Here is a 26,936-nt window from a genome sequence, read left to right as displayed (position 1 = left end):
TCCCCGCAATGTGACGGGACGGCGGGGAGACGCGACGTAAAGAGTCCGTCACGGCTTTCGATACGAGACGGTCTCGTATCGAAATGAGGCTAGGCTGGGGACCATGTCTCAGCCGTCACCTGTTTCCGCCGCCGGCGGCCCGGGCGCGCCCCGCGTCCCGGAGGCCGTGCACCGCCGCCGCTGGGCGATCCTCGGCGTGCTCATGCTCAGCCTGCTGATCGTCGTCCTCGACAACTCGATCCTGAACGTCGCCGTCAAGACCATCGCCAGCCCCGCCCCCACCGGCATCGGCGCCACCCAGAGCGAGCTGGAGTGGGCCATCAACTCCTACACGCTCGTCTTCGCCGGCCTGCTCTTCACCTCCGGTCTGCTCGGCGACCGGCTCGGCCGCAAGAAGATCCTGCTCTTCGGCATCGTCGTCTTCGGCCTCGGCTCCGCGCTCGCCGCCCACTCCGGCTCGCCGGGCGAGCTCATCGCCTACCGCGCCGTGATGGGCTTCGGCGCCGCGTTCGTCATGCCGGCCACGCTCGCCGTGCTCATGAACGTCTTCGAGCGCGAGGAGCAGCCCAAGGCCATCGGCATATGGGCCGGCGGCGTCGGCCTCGCCATCGCCATCGGCCCGATCACCGGCGGCCTGCTCCTGGAGCACTTCTGGTGGGGATCGATCTTCCTGGTCAACGTGCCGATCGGGCTGCTCGCCCTCGCCCTCATGCTGTGGCTGGTCCCCGACTCCAAGGACCCCAAGCCGGGCCGCATCGACCTGCCCGGCGTGCTGCTCTCCGTCCTCGGTCTCGTCCTGCTCGTGTACGGCATCATCCGCGGCGGCGAGCTGGCCAGCTTCACCGACGCCAGCGTGCTCGCCCCGGCGCTCGCCGGCCTCGCCGTCCTGGCCGGCTTCGTCGCGTACGAGAAGCGCAGCAAGCACCCGGCGCTCGACGTCTCGTACTTCCGCAAGCCCGCCTTCTCGGCCGCCGTCGCCGCCATCGCGCTGACCTTCTTCGCCCTCATGGGCGTGACCTTCTTCTCGGCGTTCTACCTGCAGAGCGTCCGCGGCTACAGCGCCCTCCAGTCCGGCCTGCTGATCCTGCCGCTGGCCATCGCCCAGATGGTGTTCGCGCCCCGGGCCCGGCTCGTCGTCGAGCGCTTCGGCGCCAAGGCGGTGTGCACCGCCGGCATGCTGGCCGTCGCCGTCGGCCTGGGCTCCTTCGCCTTCTTCGGCGCCGACAGCCCGATCTGGATCCTGGAGGTCGTCTTCTTCCTCCAGGGCGCGGGCATGGCGCACATCATGACCCCGGTCACCGTCGCCGTGATGCAGACGCTGCCCCGGGAGAAGGCCGGCTCCGGCTCCGCCATCAACAACACCTTCCGGCAGGTCGGCGGCGCGCTCGGCGTGGCCGTCCTCGGCTCCGTCCTGTCCACCACGTACCGCGGTGAGATCGAGAACCACCTCGGCGCGCTCCCGGCGGGCGTCCGCGACGCGGCCGGCGAGTCCATCGAGGCCACCCTCGCCGTCGCCGAGAAGCTCGGCCCGGCCGGCCGCGGCCTCGTCGCCCCGGCGTACGACGCCTTCCTCGACGCCATGCACATCACCGCCATCGGCTCCGCCTCCGTGGCCGTCCTCGGCGCGATCGTCGTCGCCGTCTTCCTTCCGGGCCGCCCGCCGGCCGCCCCGGACGCGGACGCGGACGCGGTCGTTCCGGGCAGCCGCGCGGAGGCGGGAGAATCAGTACCGAGGTAACGGACAGCGGCGCGACAGGAGAGGCGGAACGGACGTGTCCCAGGCCGAGGCCCAGGCCCAGTCGCCGTGCGCAGGCACCGCACGGCGCGGGCGGCCCCGCAGCGAGGCGGCGGACCAGGCGATCCTGGACGCGGTGATCGGACTCCTGGAGAACGGAGTCCCGCTCACCGACCTGTCCATCGAGCGGATCGCCCGCACCGCCGGGGTCGGCAAGGCGACCATCTACCGTCGCTGGACCGGCAAGGAAGAGCTGCTCATCGACGTCATCCGGTCCGTCGAGCCCCCGGACCCGGTGCTGCCCGGCACCTCGGTCCGGGAGGACCTCGTCACCATGCTGGAGTCGATGCGGCGGCGCGGTCTGATCAAGCGGACCTCGGCGCTGCTGCACAACGTGTTCTCGCAGATGCAGATGTATCCCAAGCTGTGGGACAGCTACCAGCGGACCGTCATCGAGCCGCGCCGTCAGACGATCGCCGACGCCATCCGGTGCGGCATGGAGCGCGGCGAGATCCGGGCCGACCTCGGCCCCGAACTCGTCAGCGACATGTTCATCGGCCCCCTCCTGATGCGTACGGTCATCCGTCCCGGCGCCCCCCTGGAGCCCGGCCTCGCCGAGCAGATCGTCGACGCCGTCCTGGAGGGCCTGCGGCCCGCCGGGTGAGGCTTGCCCCCGTCTCGTACGAATGTGCGCGTTCTGTCACAGCCGTCCGCCCCGCGCCACCTGCAGGAACCCGCCACGGGCGTGTGTCGTCCCTCGATGCGTACGACCGACCCGGAATCGCCTAGTGTCGGAACCGGGTCGCACGGCAAGGCAGTGAGGACGACAGTGATGGCGCGGGTGGACATGACGGGGACCGAGCACGGCGGAACGCCGGACGAGCAGGGTTCCGCGGTCCGGCCCGGCTCCCGGCCCGGCCTCGGCGGCAGACTCGCCAGACTCCGCGGCGACCGCGGGATCTGGCGGCGCGGCATCCTCCTCGCCCTCTGCGCCGTGCTGCTCACGCTCCTGATGGGCTTTCACTCCGACGTGCCCAACCGGATCGGCAACCTCGGCAGCCTCGGCGAGACCTTCCTGCCCTGGTTCGGCCTCTGCGTGCCGCTGCTCCTGGTCCTGGCGCTGCTGCGCCGTTCCGCGACCGCGCTGATCGCGCTGGTGCTCCCGGCCGTGGTCTGGCTCAACCTCTTCGGTGGCCTGGTCGTCGACAAGGCGCGGGCCGGCGGCGACCTCACCGTCGTGTCGCACAACGTCAACGCCGACAACCCGGACCCCGAGGGCACGGCCCGTCAGATCGCCGCCTCCGGAGCGGACGTGGTGGCCCTGGAGGAGCTCAAGGGCGACATGGTCCCGGTGTACGAGCGCGGCCTGGCCGGCACGTACACGTACCACTCCGTGCAGGGCACCGTCGGCCTGTGGAGCAAGTACCCGCTGCGCGGCGCCCAGCCGGTCGACATCCGGCTCGGCTGGACCCGCGCGATGCGCGCCACCGTCGCCGCCCCGGCGGGCGAGGTCGCCGTCTACGTCGCCCATCTGCCCTCGGTGCGGGTCAAGATGAACGCCGGCTTCACCGCCAACCAGCGCGACGCCAGCGCGGGCGCCCTCGGCGAGGCCATCTCGCGCGACCCGCACCGGCGGATCGTCCTGCTCGGCGACCTCAACGGCACCATGAACGACCGCTCCCTGAACGGCGTCACCTCCCAGCTGCGCTCCACCCAGGGCGCGGCCGGGGACGGCTTCGGCTTCAGCTGGCCGGCCGCGTTCCCGATGGCCCGGATCGACCAGATCCTGGTGCGCGGCGTCGAGCCGATGTCTTCGTGGACGCTGCCGGAGACGAACAGCGACCACCTCCCGGTGGCCGCTCGCGTCAAGCTCTGAGAGGTCTCAGGAGCGCGTCTCCCGCCACCTGTTGGTGATCGGCAGCCGACGGTCCTTGCCGAAGCCCTTCGCGGAGATCTTCGTGCCCGGCGGGTACTGGCGCCGCTTGTACTCGGCGATGTCGACCATCCGCAGGGTGCGGGTGACCAGCTCCTCGTCGAAGCCCGCCGCCACGATGGCCTCCTTGCCGCGGTCCCGGTCGACGTACAGCTCCAGGAGCCGGTCCAGGACGTCGTAGTCCGGCAGCGAGTCCGTGTCGACCTGGCCCGGGCGCAGTTCGGCGCTCGGCGGCTTGGTGATCGTGTTCTCCGGGATCGGCGGGGTCTGGCCGCGCTCCTCGGCGGCCCGGTTGCGCCAGCGGGCCAGCCGGAAGATGTCGGTCTTGTAGACGTCCTTGATGGGGCCGTACGCGCCGACGGAGTCGCCGTACAGGGTCGAGTAACCCACCGCCAGCTCCGACTTGTTGCCGGGGGCGAGGACGATGTGGCCCTCCTCGTTGGAGAGCGCCATCAGGAGCGTGCCGCGCAGCCGCGACTGGAGGTTCTCCTCGGCGAGCCCGGTCAGGGCGGTCGCGCCCATGTAGGCGTCGAACATCGGCTCGATCGACACCGTGCGGAAGTTGAGGCCGGTGCGCCGGGCCAGCTCGGCGGCGTCGTGGCGCGAGTGGTCGGAGGAGTACTTGGACGGCATCGACACGCCGTACACGTTCCGCGCGCCGAGCGCGTCGCAGGCGATGGCGGCGACGAGCGCCGAGTCGATGCCGCCGGACAGGCCGATGAGGACGGACGAGAAGCCGTTCTTGTTCACGTACGCCCGCAGGCCCACGACGAGCGCCGAGTAGACCTCCTCGTCGTCGTCGAGCCGGTCCGCGTAACCGCCGGTGACCTCCGGCTCGTACGCGGGCAGCGGATCGGCGGAGAGCACGACCCGGTCGACCCGCAGCCCGTCGTCGATGACGCTGCCGGTCTCGGGCGCCCCCGGGTCGGCGGCCGGCAGCTCGAGGTCGAGGACGACGCTGCCCTCGGCGAACTGCGGGGCGCGCGCCACCACCTCGCCCGCCGCGTCCACGACGATCGAGTCGCCGTCGAAGACCAGCTCGTCCTGACCGCCCATCATGGCCACGTACGCCGTGGTGCAGCCGGCCTCCTGGGCCCGCTTGCGGACCAGTTCGAGCCGGGTGTCGTCCTTGTTCCGCTCGTACGGCGAGGCGTTGATCGAGAGCAGCAGTCCGGCGCGGGCGGTGCGGGTGGCCGGCACCCGGCCGCCCTCCTGCCACAGGTCCTCGCAGATGGCGAGGGCCACGTCGACGCCGTGCACGCGGACGACGGGCAGGGTGTCGCCCTGCACGAAGTAGCGGTACTCGTCGAAGACCCCGTAGTTGGGCAGGTGGTGCTTGGCGAAGCGGAGCACCACCTCGCCGCGGTGCAGCACCGCCGCCGCGTTCTCCGGCGACCCGGCGGGCCGCCCGAGCCGGGCCACGGCCCGCTCGGAGCGGTCCAGGTAGCCGAGGACGACGGGCAGCTCGCCGAGTCCCTCGTCGGCGAGCCGCCGGGCCAGACCCCGCAGGGCGTCCCGGGAGGCTTCGACGAACGAGGAGCGCAGCGCCAGGTCCTCGACCGGATAGCCGGTGAGCACCATCTCGGGGAACGCGACGAGGTGCGCACCCTGCTCGGCGGCGTGCCGGGTCCAGAGGACGACGGCCTCGGCGTTCCCGGTGAGATCGCCGACGGTGGAGTCGATCTGATTCAGAGCGAGGCGTAGTTGAGGCACCCGCTCAGTTTATCGTCAACTCGACGCTATGTCCTCTGGTATCCGAGGACGGTCATCATCCCGGACTCCGAGTGGTAGACGTTGTGGCAGTGGATCATCCACAGGCCCGGGTTGTCGGCGTCGAAGTCCATCGTGAGCGTGCTCTTCGGCAGGACCACCGCCGTGTCCTTCCGCACCCCGTTCGCCAGCGCGAAGGTGTGGCCGTGCAGATGCAGCGGGTGCCACATGTCCGTGGTGTTGGTGAACTCCATCCGGACCCGTTCGCCCGCCCGCACGCCGAAGCGCCGCGCCGGGTCGTACGGCGTGCCGTCGAAGGCCCAGTCGTACTTCATCATCCCGCCGGTGAGCTTCGAGGTGATCGTCCGGTCGGGCTTCCGCGCCGCCAGGGCCGAGCCGGGCGCCGGCTTCAGCCTGTCGGCCGTCAGCACGCGCCGGTCCAGCTCCTTGGGCCGTACGGAGGCGGCGGGGGCCGCCCCCTTCCCCGTACGCAGCACGGCGAGCCCCGTCGCCCGCTTGCCCTCGGCGAGCGCGGTGAGCGGGAAGACGCCGTCCTCGACGGTGACCAGCACGTCGTACCGCTCGCCCATGCCGAGCAGCAGCGCGTCGGTCTTCGTGTGCACGACCGGGAAGCCGTCGGTGTGCGTCACGGTCATCTCGTGGCCGCCGAGCGCGACCCGGAAGGCGGTGTCGCCGCCCGCGTTGACGAAGCGGATCCGGACCCGGTCGCCGGGCCTGGCCCGGAACTCGCTCGGCGCCTCCGGGACCCGGCCGTTGACCAGGTAGTACGGGTAGGCCACATCGCCCGCGTCACCGCCCAGGAGCTCGCTGACGGCGCCCATCATCATGCGCGAGGGTCCGGCGGAGGGGGCCGCGCTCCCGGGCATGGAGTGGTCCATGCCCGGCATGTCACCCATGTCGTGGCCCATGCCGCCCATGCCCGCGCGGAGTTCGGCGAGCACGGCGTCCGGCGTCGAGCCGTCCACCCCGTCGACCCAGTCGTCCAGGACGACGACCCACTCCTCGTCGTACGCCAGCGGCTCCTTCGGGTCCTCGACGATCAGCGGCGCGTACAGTCCGCGGTCCTGCTGGACGCCCGAGTGCGGGTGGAACCAGTACGTGCCGGGGTGCGGGACCTTGAAGCGGTACGCGAACTCGCCGCCCGCCCTGATCTCCGGCTGGGTGAGGCCCGGGACGCCGTCCATGTCGTTGCGCAGCGCGAGGCCGTGCCAGTGCAGCGAGGTGGGCTGCGGCAGATGGTTGGCGAGGGTGAGGGCCAGGGTGTCGCCCGCGGTGACCCGCACCTCCCTGCCGGGCAGCGAGTCCCCGTACGCCCACGACCGCACCGTCCGCCCGGCGCCGAGGTCCAGGGTGGTGGGCGTGGCGGTCAGCCTGACGTCGCGGACCCGGCCGCCGCCGGGCCGCATCCGCTCGGCGGCGCCGACCTCGGCGCCGGTGGGGGAGACGTAACCGGCGCCGCCCTTGGCCGGGGCGGGCGTGTCGGAGCAGGCGGCGAGCAGGCCGGTGCCGGCGACGGCGAGCCCGGCGCCCAGGACGGAACGGCGGTCGAACCGGCGGTTGAACTGTGGAGACATGACGAAGACACCTCTCGGGGAGGAGGAAGAAAACGGGAACGCGTCTGCTGCCCGTTCCTCCTAGATCCGCAGTGCCGCCACCCGGTCGAGAACCGTTATCGGCGCGGGGGGCGCACGGCGCGCGGCGCGCCACCGCACTCCGGCCGTACGCACCCGGGCCGCCCCGGCCCGCCGCAGCGCCGCTCCGCCGACCACGACGACCAGCGCGCCGAGCACGGCGAGACAGACGGCGAGCGGGTCGCCGGAGTCGCCGGAGTGGTGGGCCGGGGTGCGGGGACCGGTGTGCCGGCCGGCGTGGTCATGGTCTTCCACCGCCATGGGCGCCATCTGTGCCATCTGCGCCACCGGCGCCGGCTGCCCCGCCTGGGCCGGCGTGGCACCGTGCCGCCCCAGGGGCTCGCGGCCCGGCGTGGCACCGTGCTGTCCCAGGAGTGCGTGGCCCGGCGTGGCACCGTGCTGCCCCAGGGGCTCGTGGCCCAGCGTGTGCATCGTCACCAGGCCGAGCAGCAGTGCCGCGAGCAGCAGCAGCCGCTCCGCGCCCCTCCGCACCCGCCTGGTCTCCGCCATACCGGGCAGCATACCCCCGCCCCGTATAGCGGACCGCCCGGACACGGGTGGTCCGGGCGGTGCCGTTTCGCGCGAGGGGGATCAGGCGTAGACGTTCGCGCAGAACTCCTTCAGCTGCTCGTCCGTCAGGTGCTTGGCCAGATCGGCCTCACTGATCATGCCGACCAGCCGCTTGTCGTTGTCGATGACGGGCAGCCGCCGGATCTGGTGGCCCTCCATCTCCGTGAGGACCTCGTCGACGTCCGCGTCGGTCTTGATCCAGCGAGGGGTGCCCTTGGCCATGTCCCCGCAGGTGACCTGCGCGGGGTCGTGACCCAGCGCCACACAGCCGACGACTATGTCGCGGTCCGTGATGATCCCGCAGAGCCGTTCGTTCTCGTCGGCGACGGGCAGCGCGCCCACGTTTTCGTTGCGCATCATCTGGGCGGCGCGGTCGAGCGTCTCGTGTTCCGGGATCCACTTGGCCCCGGGGTGCATGATGTCCTTCGCCGTGGTCATGGGGTGCGTGCCTTTCGTAGAACGTCGTCGTACTCCTGCGTACTGCCTTGCACACGTGCGTCCCCGAGCACCCTCAATTGTCCCGGCACGACGCGGCCCCCGCGACCGCAGCGGTCACGGGGGCCGGCGTGGCCGTGACGGAGAGCTACGCTCCCCGCGCCTTCAGCATGTCGGACATCAGCTTGATCTCGGACGTCTGGGCGTCGACCATGCCCTGCGCCAGGTCCCGCTCGACGCCGGGCGTGCACTTCTCCACACAGCCCTGGGCCATGTGGATGCCGCCCTTGTGGTGCTTCGTCATCAGCTTCAGATAGAGCACCTCGGCGTCCCGGCCGGACGCCTTGCGCAGCTGGTCGAGCTCGGCGCGGGTGGCCATGCCCGGCATCAGCTCGCCGTCCTCGCCGCCCATGTCCATGCCGGGCATGTCACCCATGCCCATCCAGGTCATCGGCGCCACACCGGACTGCACCTTCGGCAGCCCCCACATGTCCAGCCAGCCCAGCATCATGCCGCGCTGGTTGGCCTGCGTGTTGGCGATGTCGTAGGCGAGGCGGCGCACCGCCTCGTCCTTCGTCCGGTCGCGGACGATGAACGACATCTCGACGGCCTGCTGGTGATGGACCGCCATGTCACGGGCGAAACCGGCGTCCGCCGACTCGGCGGTCGGCGTCCGCGGCGCCTCGTCGCGGTCCGCCGAGGCGACGGTGACCGCGCCGCCGGCGAAGAGCACCGCGAGGGCGACGGCGGTGACGGACGCCCACTGCGTCCGGTTCAGCCTCACTGGCCCATCCCGGCGCCGCCCTGGCCGCTCGCGTCGATGCCACCGGTGCAGGCGGCGCCCGGCTCCGGGGTCTGCGGGCCGTTGACGTACTTGGTGAAGAAGGCGTCGACGCGCGGGTCGTCGGCGCCGTCCACGGTCACCTGCTTGCCCCAGGCGCTCAGCATGATCGCGCCGGACTGGCTGTCGATGGGGCTCATCAGCGAGTACGGGGTCTTCTTGACCTTGGCGCGGAGCTTGTCGAGGTCGCCCTGGGCGGCCTTCTTGTTGTACGTCACCCAGACGGCGCCGTGCTCCAGGGAGTGCACGGCGTTCACGTCGGCGACCGGCTTGTCGTAGACGTCGCCGTTGCAGTTCTGCCAGACCGGGTTGTGGTCGCCGCCGACCGGCGGGTTCATCGGGTACTTCACCGGGGTGGTGACGTGGTTCCGGCCGAGCTTCTTGGCGTCCCAGTCCTTCTCGCCCTTGATGGGGGCCTTGGCGGCGGCCGCCGCCTGGTCCTTCTCGTTGCTCTGCTTGTTGATCACCCAGCCGCCGAAGCCGACGAGGCCGAGCACGACGACGGCGGAGACGCCGATCGTCAGGAAGCGGTTGCGACGCTCACGGGCCTGCTCGGCGCGGCGCATCTCCTCTATTCGGGCGCGGCGTTCGGCGGTGGCGGTGCGGTTCGCGGCCATGTGGAATGTCGTCCTTCGTGAAGTGAGAGAAAAAGGTGTACGGAGGGGGATCGCGTCGGAAGAACCGGCGGCTTACGTCCGCAGTACTTGAAGGACGTGGAGGTCCGGCGCACGAGGCCGTGCGTCGGTGCGGGGCGCCCGGCCCGAGCGGTGCGGGACGCCGATGTGCGGGAGCCGGCCGGCCGCGTGCAGCGGCGGATCCATCGGCGGCGCGCTGAGCACGGCCGGCGAGAGGGCCGGGAAGAGCGAGCAGCCGCCCGGCTCGTACGGGCAGCCGTACCGGTCGCCCGTGATCCCGTCGGCGGCCTGCACGGTCCGCGCGGCCGGGTGCCGGTCGTGCGGGTCCGGGTCGCCGGGTTCGGCGGTCACCGCGAGGCAGAGGAAGAGCGCGCCGAGGAGCGTCGCCACGGCACTCGCCAGTGCCAGGGGACGCGCGTGTCGCGGCGGGCCGTCGAGCCGGGAGGCTCCCATGGGCGCAGATCGTAGTGGCAGAAGGGGCCCCGTGGGCCGAACGGGGTACGAAGCCGGCCGTCCCCCGTTACCTGAGTCACAGCCGAGCAGGCAGTATGGGTGTGCAACGTGAACGAAACCATGTGGTGGGATGCTCGGGTCCGGGAGCAGGCGGCCTGACCGGCGAGGATGGGTGTGGAAATGGACAAGCAGCAGGAATTTGTGCTCCGTACGCTCGAGGAGCGCGACATCCGCTTCGTGCGTCTGTGGTTCACCGACGTGCTCGGCTTCCTGAAGTCGGTCGCGGTCGCCCCCGCCGAGCTGGAGCAGGCCTTCGACGAGGGCATCGGCTTCGACGGCTCCGCGATCGAGGGCTTCGCCCGGGTCTACGAGTCCGACATGATCGCCAAGCCGGACCCGGGCACCTTCCAGATCCTGCCCTGGCGCGCCGAGGCCCCGGGCACCGCCCGGATGTTCTGCGACATCCTGATGCCGGACGGCTCGCCGTCCTTCGCCGACCCGCGCTACGTCCTCAAGCGGGCCCTCGCCAAGACCTCGGACCTGGGCTTCACCTTCTACACCCACCCCGAGATCGAGTTCTTCCTGCTCAAGGACAAGCCGCTGGACGGCTCCCGGCCCACCCCGGCCGACGAGTCCGGCTACTTCGACCACACCCCGCAGAACGTGGGCATGGACTTCCGGCGCCAGGCCATCACGATGCTGGAGTCGATGGGCATCTCGGTCGAGTTCTCGCACCACGAGGGCGCGCCGGGCCAGCAGGAGATCGACCTGCGCTACGCGGACGCGCTCTCCACGGCCGACAACATCATGACCTTCCGCCTGGTCATGAAGCAGGTGGCGCTCGAACAGGGCGTGCAGGCCACGTTCATGCCGAAGCCGTTCTCCGAGTTCCCGGGCTCCGGCATGCACACCCACCTCTCGCTCTTCGAGGGCGACCGGAACGCGTTCTACGAGTCGGGCGCCGAGTACCAGCTCTCCAAGGTGGGACGTTCCTTCATCGCGGGCCTGCTCAAGCACGCGGGCGAGATCTCGGCCGTCACGAACCAGTGGGTCAACTCGTACAAGCGCATCTGGGGCGGCTCCGGCCGCACCGCGGGCTCCGGCGGCGAGGCCCCCGCGTACATCTGCTGGGGCCACAACAACCGCTCCGCGCTGATCCGCGTGCCCATGTACAAGCCGGGCAAGATGGGCTCCTCCCGGGTCGAGGTCCGCTCCATCGACTCCGGCGCCAACCCGTACCTGACCTACGCCGTCCTCCTCGCCGCCGGCCTCAAGGGCATCGAGGAGGGCTACGAGCTCCCGGCCGGCGCCGACGACGACGTCTGGGCCCTCAGCGACGCCGAGCGCCGCGCGATGGGCATCGAGCCGCTGCCGCAGAACCTGGGCGAGGCGATCACCCTGATGGAGCGCAGCGAGCTGGTGGCGGAGACGCTCGGCGAGCACGTCTTCGACTTCTTCCTGCGCAACAAGAAGCAGGAGTGGGAGGAGTACCGCTCGGAGGTCACGGCCTTCGAGCTGAGGAAGAACCTGCCGGTTCTCTAGGCGGCCGGTCGCGCCGCCGGGACGGTCTTCGGCTGGGCGCGGAAGGAGAACGCCTCCATGAGGCGGGCATGCTTGGTCTTCTGGACGGCGGCGATGCGCCATTCGCCGCCGCCGCCGCCGTCGTTGCTGCTGCCGTCGCCGGACGTGCGGACCAGGGTGTACGTGGCGCGCTTGCCGAGGCGGCGGGGGCGGGCGGCGCCCTTGGTGACCTCGCCGTGGGTGACGGCGACGGCCGTGTCGGGGCCGTAGAAGCGCAGGTCGACGATGTCGACGACGAGCCTGGTGCCCTTGAGGAAGCCGTCGAAGAGCGCCTGGTGGGCGCGGCCGATCTCGTGGCCGCCGTGATAGGTGGTGCCGACGAAGGTGACGTCGGTGGCGTCGTCCGTGAAGTGCGCGCCGTAGGCGGCGCCGTCGCCGCGGCCCCAGGCGTCGGCGCTGGACTGCAGGAGGGTGTGGATCGCGGCGGTGTCCCCGGGGACTCCGGTGTTCATGGTGGTGTCCATGGCGGTGCTCCTTTCAGTGGTATCTTCCGTAAGGAAGTAGCTTCGTCCAGGAACTCTCTTCTTTGAGGAAGAGATTAGGTCGGGAGGCACCCCGTGTCAACGCCCGCGCAGCCCTCGAAGGCGTCGATGCCGCACGACGCGAGCGCGATCTATCGCCGTTACCTGAGTGCCGTGATGCTGCACGGCCACGCCGGCGCCCGCGCCGTCGACCTCGGCGCCACCGACCTCTACGCGCTGAACATCCTCGACCTGGCCGGACCCATGACCCCCGGCGAACTCGGCGCCCGCACCGGGCTCACCACCGGCCCGACCACCCGGCTCGTCGACCGCCTGGAGAAGGCCGGGTACGTCCGCCGGGCCGCCGACCCCGGCGACCGGCGCAAGGTCATCGTCGAACCGGTCGACCGCCCCGCCGACCTCGATCAGGCCCTCGCCCCCGCCCGGCGCCGGATCGCCGAGCTCCTCGTCGGCTACCCGCCCGAGCAACTCGCCGTCCTCTTCGACTACTTCACCCGCGCCGCCGAGGCGTACCGCGAGTCCGCCGAGGAGCTCCAGCAGGAGGGCTGACCGACCGGGCCGAGAAACCCGTTGCGGCCCGCCCGCGGCGGGGCCGAGACTGCCGCCCGTGACCAACGTGAAGATCATCGAGACGGAGCGGCTGCTCCTCCACCCGCTCTCCGTCGACGACGCCCGGCGCATCGTCGACGCCCGGCCCGCCCCCGGCGACCGCTGGGCCGAAGAGTACCCGAGCGCGGGCGACGGGCGAAGCGCGCAGGGCTTCCTCAACGGGGTCGCCGAGCGCGGCGACCCGGGGGCCTACCGGCCGTACGCGATACGGCTGCTCGCGGACGGCACCACCGTCGGCGGTATCGGCTTCCACGGGCCGCCGGACGCCGACGGTGTCGTGACCATCGGCTACGGCCTCGTGCCCGGCGCCCGCGGCAAGGGCTACGCCTCCGAGTCGCTGCGCGCCCTGATCGCCCGGGCCCGCGAGGCCGGCGCCACCGCCGTGCGCGGCGACGCCGACCTCGACAACATCGCCTCGCAGCGGGTGATGGAGGCGGCGGGGATGGCGTACGAGGGCGAGGACGAGAAGGTGCGGAACTACCGCCTGGTCCTCTGAGGCCCGTCCGGGGCCGTCACATCCGGGCGTACGCGCCCGCCGCCGTCAACGTGTCGAACGGCAGCCGGACCGCGGTGGCCGAGTCCGCCGGGACCGGCGTGTCCGCCGATCGCAGCGCGGTCAGTTCGGCGTCCGACAGGGCCCGGCGGACCAGCCGGAAGTCGTCCATCGAGCCGTGGAAGCGGTCCGCCGAGGCGCCGTCGGGCCGGGCGCCGAGCAGGAAGCCGCGGACGTCGAAGCCGTCGTCGTACGTCACCGCGCCCGCCGGCGCCTGCTTCGTGGCGCTCGTGCCGTCGACCGACAGGGTCAGCGCGCCGCCCTGGCGGCGCAGCACCACCAGGCGCCAGGTGTCGTCGCCGAAGACCGTGCCCGACGGGGCGACGACGTCGAGCGTGGTGGTCGCCGCGTCCGTCTGGAGCAGGGCCGTGACCTTGTTCTGCGCGGGCACCGCCCGCAGCCACACCTGGCGCTCGCCGCCACCGACGCCGTACGCCCAGGCGAGCACCGGAGTGGTGTTGAGCCCGTCCTGGTAGCGCACCCACGCCGCCAGCGTGAAGTCGCCCGCGCCGAGCGCCTTCGCGTCGCCGTACGGCAGCTCGACGGCGTCGTCGACGCCGTCGAAGTCGAGCGCCCGCCCGTACTTGGCGCCCGTGGCCGAGACCGTCGCCCCGCCCCGTACGTACCCGTGCGAGCAGTGCGCGCCGGCGTCGGGCGTGGCCCGGGTCGTCGCGTCGTCGACGGGCCGCATCACCAGGTGCTGTTCGGTGTTGCCCGGTTCCATGGACCACCACAGGGCCGGGTCCTTCGGCGGGGCCCAGCCGCCCACGGGCGTGTCGGCCAGGTCGGCGACGTCCGCGGCGGACAGCGCCCGCCCGTAGAAGCGGAAGTCGTCGAGGGCGCCGGTCAGGACGTCCGTGCCGGTCGGCTTCGAACCGATCCGGAAGCCCTCGGGCGTGGCGATGCCGTCCGTGAAGGAACCGGCCAGGCCGTCCGCCGTGGCGACGCGGGCGCCCGGCGCGGCCGGGTCGACGCCGTCGACGCCCACGGTCAGTCGGGAGCCGGGCGCCTGGCCGGCGCTCCGGGTCACGGTGAGCAGGTGCCACCGGTCGTCGCCGAAGGCCCGCCGGTCGCTCTCGCCGGCCGCCTGGCTGTCCGGCAGGTCGAGCGTGACCGCGCCGGCCGCCGTCTCGGCCCGTACGGTCAGCCGGTCGAGCGAGGGTTTCGCGCGCACCCACAGCGACGGCTTGCCCGAGGTGGAGCCGTACGCCCACATCAGCGCCGCGTCCGGGGTGCTCGTGGTGGCGGCGTAGCGGAACCACAGGGTGAAGGTGAAGTCGCCGGCGCCGGTGTCGAGCGCGGGCAGGTACGGCACCTCCACGCCCGGCAGGCCGCTGTTCACGACCAGCGCGCCGCTCCCGATCCGCCCGCCGGTCTGGGCGCTCTCGGAGGACGTCGTGCCGAGCAGGGTGCCGTCGGCGCAGTGGCCGGACACGTCGTCCTGGATCCGGACGGTGCGCAGCGCCGCAGGGTCGGCGGTGTCGACGACCTGGAACGGCAGGTGCGCGGCGAGCCGGTCCGGCGCCACCGCGGCGGCGCCGGAGCCGCGCAGCAGGGCGCGCTGGTCCGCGGGGAGCGCGGCCTGGTAGAGCCGGAACTCGTCGACGACGCCGGTGAAGCCGTCGGCGGGCGCGCCCGCCGGGTCCACGACCGGCTTGTCGCCGATCTCGACGCCGAGCCCGGTGGTGTTGTCGGTGCGCGGGCCGGCGAGCGCGCCCGAGACGGTGCCCTGCTGGGTGCCGGTCCGCCCGTCGACGTCCAGGGTGACCGTGCCGCCGGCGCGGACCAGGGTGAGGTGGTGCCACTGGCCGTCGCCGAAGGCGGGTCGCGCCGGGTCCGGGCCGAGGAGCGTGGCCGTCGCGGTGCCGCCGGTGCCCTGCACCCAGGCGTAGACCCGGTTCTGGCCGGGCTGCGCCCGCACCCACACCTGCGGCTTGGCCGAGCCCACCCCGTACGCCCAGAACAGCGCCTGCTGCGGGGTGCTCGTCGTCGCGTCGTACTTGAAGAACAGCGAGTACGTGACGTCTCCGGCGCCCGGGTCGAGGGACGGGGTGTACGGCAGGTCGGCGTGGCCGTCGACGCCGTCGAGGGCCAGGCCCTGGCCGAAGGAGGTCGTGGTGCCGGTCGGCGGGTAGACGGCGCCGGAGCCGAGGGAGGCGCCGGAGGAGAGATAGCCGTCGTTGGCCTCGGCGGTCAGGTCCGGGGTGGTGCGCCCGGCGGCCGGGGTGGGCTGGGGGAGCGCGGAGCCGAGATGGGTGACGGACGCCGGCAGCTGCAGGTCGGCGGCGCGGAAGCGGTTGAAGTAGATGTACTCGGCGGAGAAGCTGGGCCCGCCCTCGTAGAGCAGCCCGAACTCGCCCTCGGACAGTTCGGCGAGGTCGGAGTAGCCGGCCCGGTCGGTGGCCGCGGCGCTCAGCAGGCCGCCGGTCGCGTTCGTCCAGGTGGCGCCGTCGTCCGTGGAGTAGCGGATCCGCATCTCCTGGCGGTTGGTGGGATGGGCCGGGGCGGACATCAGCAGCAGGTCGCCCGGCACCGAGCGGTAGGTGCGGGCCGGTGCGAGCACCGAGGCGTCGACGTCCGGGCCGGTCCAGCCGGCGGTGAGGGACAGCTTCGGCACGGTCGTGCCGCCGTCCTCGCTGACGGCGTGCATCCGGTGCCCGGCGTCGTACGGGCTGCGGGCGCTGACGTACACCCGGCCGCCGGGCAGCTCGGCGACGGTCGGCTCGCCGGGCTTGGCGACCGGGGTGCCGCCGGCGTCCTCGGCGTACGAGTTGACGGTGGCGCCGGCCTGCCACGTCGCCCCGTGGTCGTCGCTGTAGAGCACGCCGGCGCGGGCGTCGGTCCCGCTGACCCGCTCGTACGCGCCGACGAGCAGCCGCCCGGCGTGCGGGCCCTCCTTCAGCTGGATGCCGTGGCCCGGGCCGGTGCCGAACCAGCCGGTGCCGGTCGCGGTCAGCCTCGGAGCCGGCTGCGGAGCACCCCAGGTCAGGCCGTCGTCGGTGCTCTTCTGCACCCACGACGTGCGGGCGTCGCCGGTGGTGGCGACCGCGTCCTCGGCGTTGGAGAGCAGGAAGACGTCACCGGTGACCAGGTCGGCGACCGGGGAGGCGTTGCCCCGGACGTACGGTGCCTCGGGATCGGTCTCGCTGCCCGAGAGCACCACCCGTATCGGGCCCCAGGTGCGCCCGTCGTTGGTCGAGCGGCGCACGACCGTGTCGATGGGGCCGCGATCGGCGCAGGACGGCGAGGTGCGCGCCTCTGCGAAGGCGAGCAGCGCTCCGGACTTCGTCCGCACCAGGGTGGGGATGCGGAAGCAGCCGTATCCGGCCGTTCCGGAGCGGAAGAGCGCCTGCTGGGTGCCGATGCGGTTCGCGCCGGACAGGGCGGTGCCGCTCGCCGCGGCGGGCGGGGCGGCGGCGAGGCCGACGAGGGCGGCGAGGGAGGCGAGGGACGTGAGCGAGGCCAGGAACGCCCCGGTGCGCGACCGGGGCCGTGATCGTGTTCTCCACATGCACCGGACGCTAACCAGCCGTCAGATCCCCGTGGCTACAGGCCCCTTGGCGCATCCGCTCTGCCATGCTTCGGGCCGAAATGGCGACGCCGGGCGTTCGCCCGGAGGTCAGCGCTCGGACAGCTCCGACGGCGCCTCCTGCACCACCCACCCATTGCCGTCCGGGTCGGAGAAGGTCAGGAACGAGTTCCACGGCTGACCCCGGCCCTCCTCCCAGCCCGACGCGCCCACGTGCACCACCGGCGAGATCTCCACGCCCGCGGCGGCGAGCGTGGCGCGCGCCCCGTCGATGTCGGTGACGCACAGCTGGAGCCCGTGCAGGGTGCCGGGTTCCATCTGGCGGGCGCCGGGGAAGGGCGGCATGCCCTGGACGAGGGAGAGCGAGCAGCGCGAGCCCGGTGGGGTGATCTGGATGACGCGGACGCCCGGGGCGACCTCCTGGTCCAGGTCGACCTTGAAGCCGAGCCGCCCTCCGTAGAACTCCTTCGCCCGGTCCAGGTCGCTGACGGGTACGGGGACCACTTCCAGTGTCCAGTTCATGCCCCCGATTCTGCCGCCGCGCCCCGCCGCGCGCTCCCCGGGGCGACCCGGCGCCCCGCCGGGGATAGGCTCGACCGGGCACTCAATCGACCGGTGGAGGGAGCGGCGGGATGACGGCGCCGGGACGCAGGAGCAGTACGTTCACCCGGCTGCTGCGGCACGGGTTCACCGACCCGTCCGCCGCCGAGCGGCTGCTCGACCTGGACGACCTGGCCCCGCTGCGCGGCGACTCCGTGCTGCTCGACGCCCTCGGCGCCACCGCCGACCCCGACCTCGCGCTGCGCGGCCTGGTCCGGCTCGTCGAGGCGCAGCCGCCGGCCGAGCGGCCGGCCCTCACCACCACGCTGCTGTCCGCGAAGCCGTTCCGGGACCGGCTGCTCGGGGTGCTCGGCGCGTCCGAGGCGCTCGCCGACCACCTGGCCCGTCATCCGCACGACTGGCAGGCGCTCGTCACGTACGAGGCGGCCGACCTGCACCCGGGCGTCGCCGAGTTCGAGCGCGGGCTCGCCGAGGCCGTCGACCCGGTGACGCTGCGGGTCGCCTACCGGCGCTGTCTGCTCGCCATCGCGGCCCGTGACGTGTGCGGCACCACCCACGTCGCCCAGACCGCCGCCGAACTCGCCGACCTCGCCACCGCCACCCTGCGCGCCGCGCTCCGCATCGCCAGGGCCGCCGCGCCCGAGGACGCGGCGCAGTGCCGGCTCGCCGTGATCGCCATGGGCAAGTGCGGCGGCCACGAACTGAACTACGTCTCCGACGTCGACGTCATCTTCGTCGGCGAGGCGGCGGACGGCGCCGACGAGTCCAAGGCACTGCAGGCCGCGACCCGGCTCGCCTCCCACCTCATGCGGATCTGCTCGGAGACCACGGTCGAGGGCAGCATCTGGCCCGTCGACGCCAACCTGCGCCCCGAGGGCCGCAACGGGCCACTGGTCCGCACCCTCTCCTCGCACCTCGCCTACTACCAGCGCTGGGCCAAGACCTGGGAGTTCCAGGCCCTGCTGAAGGCGCGTCCGGTGGCCGGCGACGCCGAGCTCGGCGCCGCGTACGTCGACGCCGTCTCCCCGCTGGTGTGGCAGGCCGCAGAGCGCGAGAACTTCGTGCCCGACGTGCAGAAGATGCGCCGCAGGGTCGTCGACAACATCCCGGCCGGCCACGTCGACCGCGAGCTGAAGCTCGGCCCCGGCGGCCTCAGGGACGTCGAGTTCGCCGTCCAGCTCCTGCAGTTGGTGCACGGCCGCAGCGACGCCACGCTGCACAGCGGCACCACCCTCGACGCGCTCGCCGCCCTCGCCGCGGGCGGCTACGTGGGCCGCGCGGACGCCGCCCAGCTCGACGACGCCTACCGCTTCCTGCGCGCCATGGAGCACCGCATCCAGCTCCACCGGCTGCGCCGCACCCACCTCGTCCCCGAGGGCGAGGCCGATCTGCGCCGCCTCGGCCGCTCGCTCGGCCTGCGCACCGACCCGGTCACCGAGCTCAACCGGGAGTGGAAGCGGCACGCGGCGGTGGTGCGCCGGCTGCACGAGAAGCTGTTCTACCGGCCGCTGCTCGACGCCGTCGCCCAGCTCGCCCCCGGCGAGATCCGGCTCAGTCCGAAGGCGGCCGGGCAGCGGCTCGAAGCGCTCGGGTACGCGGACCCCGCCGCCGCCCTGCGCCATCTGGAGGCGCTGTCCTCCGGCGTCAGCCGCAAGGCCGCCATTCAGCGCACGCTGCTGCCGGTGCTGCTCGGCTGGTTCGCCGACTCGGCCGACCCGGACGCGGGCCTGCTCGGCTTCCGCAAGGTGTCCGACGCGCTCGGCAGGACGCCCTGGTACCTGCGCCTGCTGCGCGACGAGGGCGCCGCCGCCGAGAACCTCGCCCGGGTCCTCTCCGCCGGCCGGCTCGCCCCCGACCTGCTGCTCCGCGCCCCCGAGGCGGTCGCCATCCTCGGCGACCCGGAGGGCCTGAAGCCGCGTGGCCGGGACCACCTGGAGCAGGAGGTGCTCGCCGCCGTCGGCCGCGCCGACGGCCCCGAGCAGGCGGTGGCCGCGGCCCGCGGCGTGCGCCGCCGGGAGCTGTTCCGTACCGCCGCGGCCGACCTCATCGCCTCCTACGGCACCGAGGACAACCCCCGCGAGGCCGACCCCGGCGCCCTCGTCGACCGCGTCGGCCGCGCCGTCACCGACCTCAACGCGGCGACGATCTCGGGCGCGCTCAGAGCCGCCGTGCGCGCCGAATGGGGCGACGAGCTGCCGACCAGGTTCGCCGTCATCGGCGTCGGCCGCTTCGGCGGCCACGAACTCGGCTACGGCTCCGACGCCGACGTCCTCTTCGTGCACGAGCCGCGCGAGGGCGTCGACGAGCAGGAGGCGGCGAAGGCCGCCAACCGGGTCGTCACCGAGATGCGCCGGCTGCTCCAGCTGCCCACCGCCGACCCGCCGCTGCTCATCGACGCCGACCTGCGCCCGGAGGGCAAGAGCGGCCCGATGGTGCGCACCCTGAAGTCCTACGAGGCCTACTACCGCCGCTGGTCGCTCGTCTGGGAGGCCCAGGCGCTGCTGCGGGCCGAGCCGATGGCCGGCGACCGGGAGCTCGGGCAGCGCTTCATCGAGCTCGTCGACCCGCTGCGCTACCCCATGGAGGGGCTCGGCGAGGACGCGGTCCGCGAGATCCGCCGCCTCAAGGCCCGCATGGAGACCGAACGCCTGCCGCGCGGCGCCGACCCGACGCTGCACGCCAAGCTGGGCCGCGGCGGCCTCAGCGACGTCGAGTGGACCGTCCAGCTGCTCCAGATGCGGCACGGCTGGGCCGAACCCGGCCTGCGCACCACCCGTACCCGCGAGGCCCTCGCCGCCGCCCACGCGGCCGGGCTCATCGGCACGGACGAGGCGCAGACCCTGGACGAGGCCTGGGTGCTCGCCACCCGGGTGCGCAACGCGGTGATGCTGGTCCGCGGCCGCGCCGGCGACACCTTCCCCTCCGAGCCGCGCGAACTGGCCGCCGTCGGCCGCTTCCTGGGTTACGCCCCCGGCCATGTCGGTGAGATGGTCGACGACTACCGCCGGATCACCCGGCGGGCGCGGGCGGTGATGGAGGAGCTGTTCTACGGCGCGTAGGCAGGGTGTGGACGGGCGGAAAACGCATACGCCGGCGCAACACCCCCTCGTGTCCGATGGGCGCATGAACCACTACGCACCCCTGAACGCCCGCCGTCTCGTGATCCCCGGTCTGGCGCTCCTCGGCCTCGCGGGCGCCGGTTACGCCCTGCGCGGTCCGCTCATGATGGCCGCGCCGAGGTGCCTGGCCGGGCGGTGGCACGGCTGCTACGACACCTTCAACGGCGTGGTGCTCATGACGCTGGTCGCCTTGCCGCTCGCCGTACTGGTGGCGTGGGCCCTCGCGTGGCGCCGCCGGGCCGCCGGTGTCGCGTCGCCGTGGCGGCTGTCGCTGGCCGAGGTGGGCATGGTCCACGGGACGGTGCCGTTCCTGGGGATGACCCTGATGCCGGGCGCGGCGCCCGGCGTCGCACCCGCCCGGGTGAGCCTCGTACCGCTGCGGGACCTGGCCACCATGGGGACGCTCGGGATCGTCGGCAACCTCCTGGTCTTCGCGTCGCTCGGCTTCTTCGCGCCGATGCGGTGGACGGCGATGGCGTCCCTGCCGCGGATCCTGGCGCTCGGCGCGGGCTGCTCGGCCCTGGTCGAGACCGCACAGTACGTGCTGCGCCTCGACCGGGTCACCTCCGTGGACGACGTCCTGGTCAACGCCACCGGCGCGGTCCTGGCCGGGCTCGCCTCGCGCCGCTGGTGGCGCACGACGGAGGCGGCTCCGGCGCATACGCCGCCGATATGTCCCGTTGCCTAGGCTGCGGGCATGCGCGTACTGATCGTGGAGGACGAGCCGCATCTGGCGGAGGCCGTCCGGGACGGCCTCCGGCTGGAGGCGATCGCCGCCGACATCGCGGGTGACGGGGACACCGCCCTGGCGCTCCTCGGCGTCCACTCCTACGACCTCGCGGTGCTCGACCGTGACATCCCCGGCCCGTCCGGCGACGAGATCGCCCGGCACCTCGTCGCCTCCGGCAGCGGCATCCCGATCCTCATGCTCACCGCCGCCGACCGGATCGACGACAAGGCCTCCGGTTTCGAGCTGGGCGCCGACGACTACCTGACGAAACCGTTCGAGCTGCGGGAGCTCGTCCTGCGGCTCCGGGCGCTCGACCGCAGGCGGGCGTACGCCCGGCCCCCGGTCCGCGAGATCGCGGGCCTGCGCCTCGACCCCTTCCGCCGGGAGGTCTTCCGCGACGGGAGCCGGGTCGCGCTCACCCGCAAGCAGTTCGCCGTCCTCGACGTCCTCGTCGCGGCCGAGGGCGGGGTCGTCAGCGCCGAGGAGCTGCTCGAACGGGCCTGGGACGAGAACGCCGACCCCTTCACCAACGCCGTCCGCATCACCGTCTCCGCCCTGCGCAAACGACTCGGCGAACCCTGGCTCATCGCCACGGTGCCGGGCGTCGGCTACCGCATCGACGCGTGCCCCGACCGTACGGGCGAGGCGTGACCAGACGTCCCGGGCTCAGCGCCCGGCTCAAGCTCACCCTCAGTTACGCCGGCTTTCTCGCCGTCACCGGCGGTCTGCTCCTCGCCGTCGTGTGGGCCTACCTGCTGCGGTACGTGCCCGACAACGAGCAGGGCCTGCTCGGGATCTCGCCCAACCGCTACCTGCTCGTGCACACCTTCGCGCCCGCCGCGGCCGTCGCCCTGGGCCTCCTGCTCGTCTTCGGCCTCCTCGGCGGCTGGCTCCTGGCCGGGCGGATGCTCGCGCCGCTCGACCGGATCACGGCCGCGGCCCGGCTGGCCGGCGAGGGATCGCTGTCCCACCGCATCCGGATGCCGGGCCGCCGGGACGAGTTCCGGGAGCTCGCCGACACCTTCGACACCATGCTGGACCAGCTGGAGGCGCACGTCGCCGAGCAGCGGCGCTTCGCGGCGAACGCCTCCCACGAACTGCGCACCCCGCTCGCCGTCTCGCAGGCGCTGCTCGACGTCGCCCGCAAGGATCCGACCCGCGACCGCGAGGAGGTCCTCGCCCGCCTCCAGGCCGCCAACACGCGCGCGATCGACCTCACCGAGGCCCTGCTGCTGCTCAGCCGCAGCGACCGCGGCACCTTCGGCCGCGAGTCCGTCGACCTCTCCCTCCTCGCCGAGGAGGCCGCCGAGACCCTGCTGCCGCTCGCCGAGCGGCGCGGGCTCACCCTCGTCGTCACCGGGGGAGCGGCCCTGACCAGCGGCTCTGCGGAGCTGCTGCTGCGGCTGGTGACGAATCTCGTCCAGAACGCGATCGTCCACAACCTGCCCGCCGGCGGCACCGTGACCGTCCACACCGAGGCGCGGGACGGCGGGAGCGTGCTGCGGGTCGAGAACACGGGCCGAACCGTCCCACCGGACCTGGTGCCGACCCTCACCGAACCCTTCCAGCGCGGAGCGGAACGCGTACGCACCGACGAGCACGCCGGTGTCGGCCTCGGCCTCGCCCTCGTGCACAGCATCGTCCGCGCCCACGAGGGGACCCTCGACCTCGTCCCGCGTCCGGCCGGCGGTCTGCGCGTCACGGTCCGGTTGCCGGGAGGCTCCTGGGTCCGGTTGGCGGGAGGCTCTTAGGCCCGGTTGCCCGGGGCCTCCCGGTCCGCCTCCAGCAGCCGCCGCCGGCAGTGCTCCAGGTACCCGGCGAGCGCCAGCTCGAATGCCTCGTCCGCCCGGTCCTCCGTCATCTCCGTGAGCGCGCGGGCGAGCAGCGGGGTCGTCGTCTCGTCGGGGAGCTCCCACATCGAGGCCGGGGCCGTCATGTCGAGGGCCGAGCCGAGGACCAGGTTCTCCATGCCGATGAGCACCGGCATCACGTCCCGCAGCGGGAAGCCCGCGTCGAGCAGCCGGGCGACGACCTTCTCGTACTGCAGGAGCACCTTCGGCGCGCGGACCGGCGACGTCGTCAGGAGCGAGATCGCGCGCCGGTGGGCGGCGAAGGCGGCCCGGTAGGAGCGGGCGTAGGCGGCCACGGCCGCGTCCCAGGGCTCACGGTCCAGGGCGCCGTCGTCGATGGCGTCGCAGACCCGCTCCCGCAGCAGCTCCACGATGCCGTCCCGGCCGTCCACATGGTGGTACACCGACGCCGTCTGCACCCCGAGCCGCCGAGCGATCTGCGGGACGCTGAAGTCCCCCTGCTCGTCGACGAGTTCGAGCGCCGTGGTGGTGATGCGCTCCCGGTCGAGGAGGGGCGTGCGCGGCCGGCCCATGAAGGTTTTCCCCCAGTTCAGGTCTTCCCGAATCGTCGGACCCGAGGCTACATTGCGCCAACCGAAAGGCTTTAGGTTTTCGCTCGTGTCCCAGCCTGCACCTGTCGCGGAAGGGCCTCCCCAGCCATGTCCTCCAGCACCTCCGACACGCCACCCGGCGCACCCGGACTGAGAACCGGCACCCTCACCACCGCCGACATCTCCTTCTTCGTCGTCTCCGCCGCCGCCCCGCTCACCGTGATGGCCGGCGTCGCCCCCATCGCCCTCGTCCTCGGCGGCATCGGCGCCCCCGCCGGCTACCTCGTCGCCGGCATCACCCTCGCGGTCTTCGCCGTCGGCTTCACCACCATGAGCCGCCACGTCCGCAGCGCCGGCGCCTTCTACGCGTACATCGCCCAGGGCCTCGGCAAACCCCTCGGCATCGCCGCCGCGCTCATCGCCATGGTCGGCTACAACGGCATGGAGATCGGCGTCTACGGACTCCTCGGCTCCGCCACCGCCGACACCGCGCACGCCCTGTGGGGCGTCGACCTGCCCTGGCTGCCGATCGCCCTCGCCGGCCTGCTGCTCATCTGGTACGGCGGCTACCGCTCCATCGACTTCGGCGCCAAGGTCCTCGGCGTCCTGCTCGTCGCCGAGACCGGCATCCTCGTGCTCCTCGCCGGCGGGGTGCTGCTCAAGGGCGGCGCGCACGGGCTCTCGCTCGCCTCCTTCGCCCCCGGCCATGTGCTCGTCCCCGGCACCGCCGCCCGTGCTCGCCTTCGCGTTCTCGGCCTTCACCGGCTTCGAGTCCACCGTGATCTACCGCCGCGAGGCCCGCGACCCGGCCCGCACCATCCCGCGCGCCACCTACATCGCGGTCGGCTTCCTCGGCCTCTTCTACGCCTTCGTCGTGTGGACCGTGATCCAGGCCTTCGGCGACGACAAGGTCGTCGCGGCCGCCGCCGGCGACACCGGCGGGCTCTTCTTCACCGCCATCACCACCTACGTGGGCGCCTGGGCCGCCGACCTGATGCACCTCTTCATCGTGACCAGCATCATCGCCTCGCTTCTCGCCTTCCACAACGCGATCAACCGCTACGGCCTCGCCCTCGCCGAGGAGGGCGTGCTGCCCGCCGCGCTCGGCCGGATCCACCCCCGTCACCGCTCCCCGTACCTCGCGGGCGTCGTCCAGACCGTGCTCGGCGCCGTGATCGTCCTCGGCTTCGCGGCCGCCGGCGCCGACCCGTACACCCAGCTGCTGCTGTGGGTGAACACGCCCGGCATGCTCGGACTCATGGCGATGATGCTGCTCGCCGCCGTCGCCGTCGTGCGCTACTTCCGCCGCGTCCCGCACCAGGAGGGCGCCCTGCGCACCCTCGTCGCACCGGTCACCGCCGCCGTCCTGCTGGCCGTCGCGCTCTGGCTGGTCGCCTCCAAGGTGGCCCTGTTCACCGGCGCCTCCAGCACCGTCAACGCGGTCCTCGTGGCCGTCGTCCCGGCCGTCCTCGTCCTCGGGCTCCTCCTCGCGTACCGGCTGCGCCGCACCCGCCCCGAGGTCTACGCCCGCTTCGCCGCCGAGCCGCCCACCGACCCCGACGCATCCGGAGAAGCCCCGTGTCCGCACCCGACCTCGTCCTCCGCAACGCCCGTCTGCGCACCCCCGACCCCTCCCACCACACCGCTGTCGCCGTCCACGACGGACTGATCACCGCCCTCGGCGACGACACCGACGCCCGCGACTGGCCCGGCCCCGGCACCGAGGTCGTCGACCTCGGCGGCGCCACCCTCACCCCCGGCCTCACCGACTCCCACAGCCATCCCGTGTGGGGCCTGGAGATGTACACCGGCACCGACCTCTCCGCCGTCACCGACCTCGACGGACTGCGCGCCGCGCTGCGGACCGCCGAGCGGCAGGCCGGCTGGGTCCTCGGCTTCGGCCTCGACCACAACGTCTTCGCCGGCCGGCCGGTCCACCACGAGCTGATCGACGACGTCCTCGACGGCGCCCCCGCCCACCTCCGCCTCTACGACGGCCACTCCGTCCTCGTCAGCGCCACCGCCCTCAAGGCCGCCGGCATCGACGGACCGCGTGCCTTCACCCAGCGCTCCGAGATCGTCTGCGACGCCGCGGGACGCCCCACCGGGCACCTGGTCGAGCACGCCGCCATGGAGCTGATGGCCCCGGTGCTGCCCGCCCAGCCGTACGCGGAGCGCCGCGACCGGCTCGTCGCACTGCTCGCGGAGATGGCCGCCACCGGACTGACCGGCGCCCACGTCATGGACCTCGGCGGCCATGACGTGCCCGGCCTGCTCACCGCCATCGAGGCGGACGGCGACCTGCCGCTGCGGCTCCGCCTCGCGCCCTGGTGCATGCCCGGGGCCGGCGCCGATGAGCTCGACGCGCTCGTACGGCTCCAGGAGCGGGCCGGGCGGCTCTGGCGGGTCGGCGGGGTGAAGTTCTTCATGGACGGCACCGTCGAGGGCGGCACCGCCTGGCTGGAGCACGCCGACTGCCACGGCCAGGGCACCGACGCCTTCTGGCCCGACCCGGCCGCCTACTCCGCGGCCGTACGGCACCTGCACCGCGCGGGCGTCGGCACCGCCACCCACGCCATCGGCGACGCGGCGGTGCGCCATGTGCTCGACACCGTCGAAGCCCTGGGCACAGCCGGCCCCCGGACCGGTCCCCGGCACCGGATCGAGCACATCGAGACCGTGCCCGACGACCAGCTCCCCCGGTTCGCCGCGCTCGGTGTCGCCGCCTCCATGCAGCCCCCGCACACCGCGTACACCCGCGCCGACCGCACCGACGAGTGGTCGAAGCGGCTCGGCGAGGAACGGGCCGCCCGGGCCTGGCGCTGCCGGGACCTGCGCGACGCGGGCGCCACGCTCGCGCTCGGCTCGGACTGGCCGATCGCCCACCACGACGCCCGCCAGGTCCTCGCGACCGCCCGGGCCCCGCGCGGCGCGGCCTCGGTCCGCGCCGGGCTCACCGGGCGGATGGCCCTGGAGGGCATGACCACGCACGCGGCGCTCGCCGCGGGGGAGGAGCGGATCGCGGGCCGCATCGCGCCCGGCTACCGGGCCGACCTCACCGCCTTCACCGTCGACCCGGTCCTGGCCGCGGCCGACGAGACCGCGACCGCGCCGATCCGGCTCACGGTCGCGGGCGGGAGGATCACGTACCGGAGCTGACGCACCTCGGGAGGATCACGTACCGGAGCTGACGCACCTCGGGAGGATCACCTTCCGGAGCCGACGCGCTCCAGGAGGATCACCTACCGGAGCTGACCCACTCCGGGAGGATCACCTTCCGGAGCCGACGCGCTCCGGGGAGTCCTGGGCCCCGGCGCCCGCCGGGTCCCGGTCCGCCCCCTCCGCCGGGGGCGGACCCCCCCGCGGCCCGCCCAGCCGGGCCGGGGGGGGCGGCGGCACCCCCGTCG

22 protein-coding genes and 1 pseudogene are annotated in these 26,936 nt (G+C 73.2%); 12 read left to right on the top strand and 11 right to left on the bottom strand.

Going from position 1 to position 26,936, the window contains the following annotated elements; genetic code table 11:
* Positions 1-103: 103 nt before the first annotated feature.
* The 3 genes from ACWEJX_RS19685 (at position 104) to ACWEJX_RS19675 (ending at position 3,611) form a co-directional block, all read left to right on the top strand.
* Positions 104-1,738 (top strand): MFS transporter, encoded by a 1,635-nt coding sequence (locus ACWEJX_RS19685; protein WP_451608703.1) that lies wholly within the window; start codon positions 104-106, stop codon positions 1,736-1,738.
* Between the two features lie 34 nt (positions 1,739-1,772).
* The gene (locus ACWEJX_RS19680) at positions 1,773-2,399 is read left to right on the top strand and encodes a TetR/AcrR family transcriptional regulator (protein WP_451608702.1); all 627 of its coding nucleotides are present in this window, start codon (positions 1,773-1,775) and stop codon (positions 2,397-2,399) included.
* Between the two features lie 168 nt (positions 2,400-2,567).
* Positions 2,568-3,611 (top strand): endonuclease/exonuclease/phosphatase family protein, encoded by a 1,044-nt coding sequence (locus ACWEJX_RS19675; protein WP_451608701.1) that lies wholly within the window; start codon positions 2,568-2,570, stop codon positions 3,609-3,611.
* Between the two features lie 6 nt (positions 3,612-3,617).
* Here the strand turns inward: ACWEJX_RS19675 and ACWEJX_RS19670 are convergent, their stop codons facing one another.
* The 7 genes from ACWEJX_RS19670 to ACWEJX_RS19640 all read right to left on the bottom strand — a co-directional run bounded on the left by ACWEJX_RS19670 (position 3,618) and on the right by ACWEJX_RS19640 (position 9,964).
* On the bottom strand, positions 3,618-5,381 hold the full coding sequence (locus tag ACWEJX_RS19670; RefSeq protein ID WP_451608700.1) for an NAD+ synthase: 1,764 nt from the start codon (positions 5,379-5,381) through the stop codon (positions 3,618-3,620).
* Between the two features lie 26 nt (positions 5,382-5,407).
* Entirely contained in the window at positions 5,408-6,973 is a 1,566-nt protein-coding gene (locus ACWEJX_RS19665; protein ID WP_451608699.1) for a multicopper oxidase family protein, read from the bottom strand.
* 60 nt (positions 6,974-7,033) lie between these two features.
* Positions 7,034-7,540 carry a hypothetical protein gene (locus ACWEJX_RS19660; protein WP_451608698.1) on the bottom strand — a complete coding sequence of 169 codons (507 nt, stop codon included), beginning with the start codon at positions 7,538-7,540 and terminating at the stop codon, positions 7,034-7,036.
* An 81-nt stretch (positions 7,541-7,621) separates the two neighbouring features.
* Entirely contained in the window at positions 7,622-8,038 is a 417-nt protein-coding gene (locus ACWEJX_RS19655; protein WP_451608697.1) for a CBS domain-containing protein, read from the bottom strand.
* A 145-nt stretch (positions 8,039-8,183) separates the two neighbouring features.
* A complete protein-coding gene (locus tag ACWEJX_RS19650) occupies positions 8,184-8,819 on the bottom strand; it encodes a DUF305 domain-containing protein (protein ID WP_451608696.1) in 636 nt (211 codons plus the stop codon).
* The gene (locus ACWEJX_RS19645) at positions 8,816-9,493 is read right to left on the bottom strand and encodes a DUF3105 domain-containing protein (protein ID WP_451608695.1); all 678 of its coding nucleotides are present in this window, start codon (positions 9,491-9,493) and stop codon (positions 8,816-8,818) included. Before ACWEJX_RS19645 ends, ACWEJX_RS19650 begins: the two co-directional genes overlap by 4 nt.
* A gap of 72 nt (positions 9,494-9,565) precedes the next feature.
* The gene (locus ACWEJX_RS19640) at positions 9,566-9,964 is read right to left on the bottom strand and encodes a hypothetical protein (RefSeq protein WP_451608694.1); all 399 of its coding nucleotides are present in this window, start codon (positions 9,962-9,964) and stop codon (positions 9,566-9,568) included.
* Between the two features lie 180 nt (positions 9,965-10,144).
* Here ACWEJX_RS19640 and ACWEJX_RS19635 point away from each other — a divergent pair, with 180 nt between their 5' ends.
* Positions 10,145-11,506, top strand: a complete 1,362-nt coding sequence (locus tag ACWEJX_RS19635) for a glutamine synthetase family protein (protein ID WP_451608693.1) — start codon at positions 10,145-10,147, stop codon at positions 11,504-11,506.
* On the opposite strand, the gene ACWEJX_RS19630 is transcribed toward ACWEJX_RS19635, so the two are convergent.
* A complete protein-coding gene (locus tag ACWEJX_RS19630; protein WP_451608692.1) occupies positions 11,503-12,009 on the bottom strand; it encodes an SgcJ/EcaC family oxidoreductase in 507 nt (168 codons plus the stop codon). The genes ACWEJX_RS19635 and ACWEJX_RS19630 overlap by 4 nt on opposite strands.
* Positions 12,010-12,102: 93 nt before the next feature.
* Between ACWEJX_RS19630 and ACWEJX_RS19625 the strand changes: the two genes are divergently transcribed.
* Both ACWEJX_RS19625 and ACWEJX_RS19620 read left to right on the top strand, forming a co-directional pair.
* Entirely contained in the window at positions 12,103-12,576 is a 474-nt protein-coding gene (locus ACWEJX_RS19625) for a MarR family winged helix-turn-helix transcriptional regulator (RefSeq protein WP_451608691.1), read from the top strand.
* Between the two features lie 58 nt (positions 12,577-12,634).
* The gene (locus ACWEJX_RS19620; protein WP_451608690.1) at positions 12,635-13,132 is read left to right on the top strand and encodes a GNAT family N-acetyltransferase; all 498 of its coding nucleotides are present in this window, start codon (positions 12,635-12,637) and stop codon (positions 13,130-13,132) included.
* Between the two features lie 16 nt (positions 13,133-13,148).
* Here ACWEJX_RS19620 and ACWEJX_RS19615 read toward each other — a convergent pair whose 3' ends face one another.
* Together ACWEJX_RS19615 and ACWEJX_RS19610 are read right to left on the bottom strand one after the other, a co-directional pair.
* A complete protein-coding gene (locus tag ACWEJX_RS19615) occupies positions 13,149-16,700 on the bottom strand; it encodes a LamG-like jellyroll fold domain-containing protein (protein WP_451608689.1) in 3,552 nt (1,183 codons plus the stop codon).
* A 108-nt stretch (positions 16,701-16,808) separates the two neighbouring features.
* Positions 16,809-17,240: a VOC family protein gene (locus tag ACWEJX_RS19610; RefSeq protein ID WP_451608688.1), complete on the bottom strand. Its 432-nt coding sequence runs from the start codon at positions 17,238-17,240 to the stop codon at positions 16,809-16,811.
* A 110-nt stretch (positions 17,241-17,350) separates the two neighbouring features.
* On the opposite strand from ACWEJX_RS19610, the gene ACWEJX_RS19605 reads away from it, so the two are divergent.
* The 4 genes from ACWEJX_RS19605 (at position 17,351) to ACWEJX_RS19590 (ending at position 22,879) form a co-directional block, all read left to right on the top strand.
* Positions 17,351-20,338: a bifunctional [glutamine synthetase] adenylyltransferase/[glutamine synthetase]-adenylyl-L-tyrosine phosphorylase gene (locus ACWEJX_RS19605; protein WP_451608687.1), complete on the top strand. Its 2,988-nt coding sequence runs from the start codon at positions 17,351-17,353 to the stop codon at positions 20,336-20,338.
* Positions 20,339-20,402: 64 nt separating this feature from the next.
* Positions 20,403-21,086, top strand: coding sequence for a VanZ family protein (locus ACWEJX_RS19600; protein ID WP_451608686.1), 684 nt, complete (start codon positions 20,403-20,405; stop codon positions 21,084-21,086).
* A 9-nt stretch (positions 21,087-21,095) separates the two neighbouring features.
* Positions 21,096-21,779 (top strand): response regulator transcription factor, encoded by a 684-nt coding sequence (locus tag ACWEJX_RS19595; protein ID WP_451608685.1) that lies wholly within the window; start codon positions 21,096-21,098, stop codon positions 21,777-21,779.
* Positions 21,776-22,879 carry a sensor histidine kinase gene (locus ACWEJX_RS19590; RefSeq protein ID WP_451608684.1) on the top strand — a complete coding sequence of 368 codons (1,104 nt, stop codon included), beginning with the start codon at positions 21,776-21,778 and terminating at the stop codon, positions 22,877-22,879. The genes ACWEJX_RS19595 and ACWEJX_RS19590 overlap by 4 nt, the downstream gene beginning before the upstream one ends.
* Here ACWEJX_RS19590 and ACWEJX_RS19585 read toward each other — a convergent pair.
* Positions 22,876-23,511 carry a TetR/AcrR family transcriptional regulator C-terminal domain-containing protein gene (locus ACWEJX_RS19585; protein WP_451608683.1) on the bottom strand — a complete coding sequence of 212 codons (636 nt, stop codon included), beginning with the start codon at positions 23,509-23,511 and terminating at the stop codon, positions 22,876-22,878. The genes ACWEJX_RS19590 and ACWEJX_RS19585 overlap by 4 nt on opposite strands.
* A gap of 126 nt (positions 23,512-23,637) precedes the next feature.
* On the opposite strand from ACWEJX_RS19585, the pseudogene ACWEJX_RS19580 reads away from it, so the two are divergent.
* Positions 23,638-25,198: pseudogene (locus ACWEJX_RS19580) on the top strand (APC family permease).
* A complete protein-coding gene (locus ACWEJX_RS19575) occupies positions 25,108-26,688 on the top strand; it encodes an amidohydrolase (RefSeq protein ID WP_451608682.1) in 1,581 nt (526 codons plus the stop codon). The pseudogene ACWEJX_RS19580 and the gene ACWEJX_RS19575 overlap by 91 nt, the downstream one beginning before the upstream one ends.
* Positions 26,689-26,936: the final 248 nt, after the last annotated feature.

It is taken from the genome of Streptomyces sp. NPDC004788 (assembly GCF_053601115.1).
This window is presented reverse-complemented; position numbering and strand designations above follow the sequence as displayed.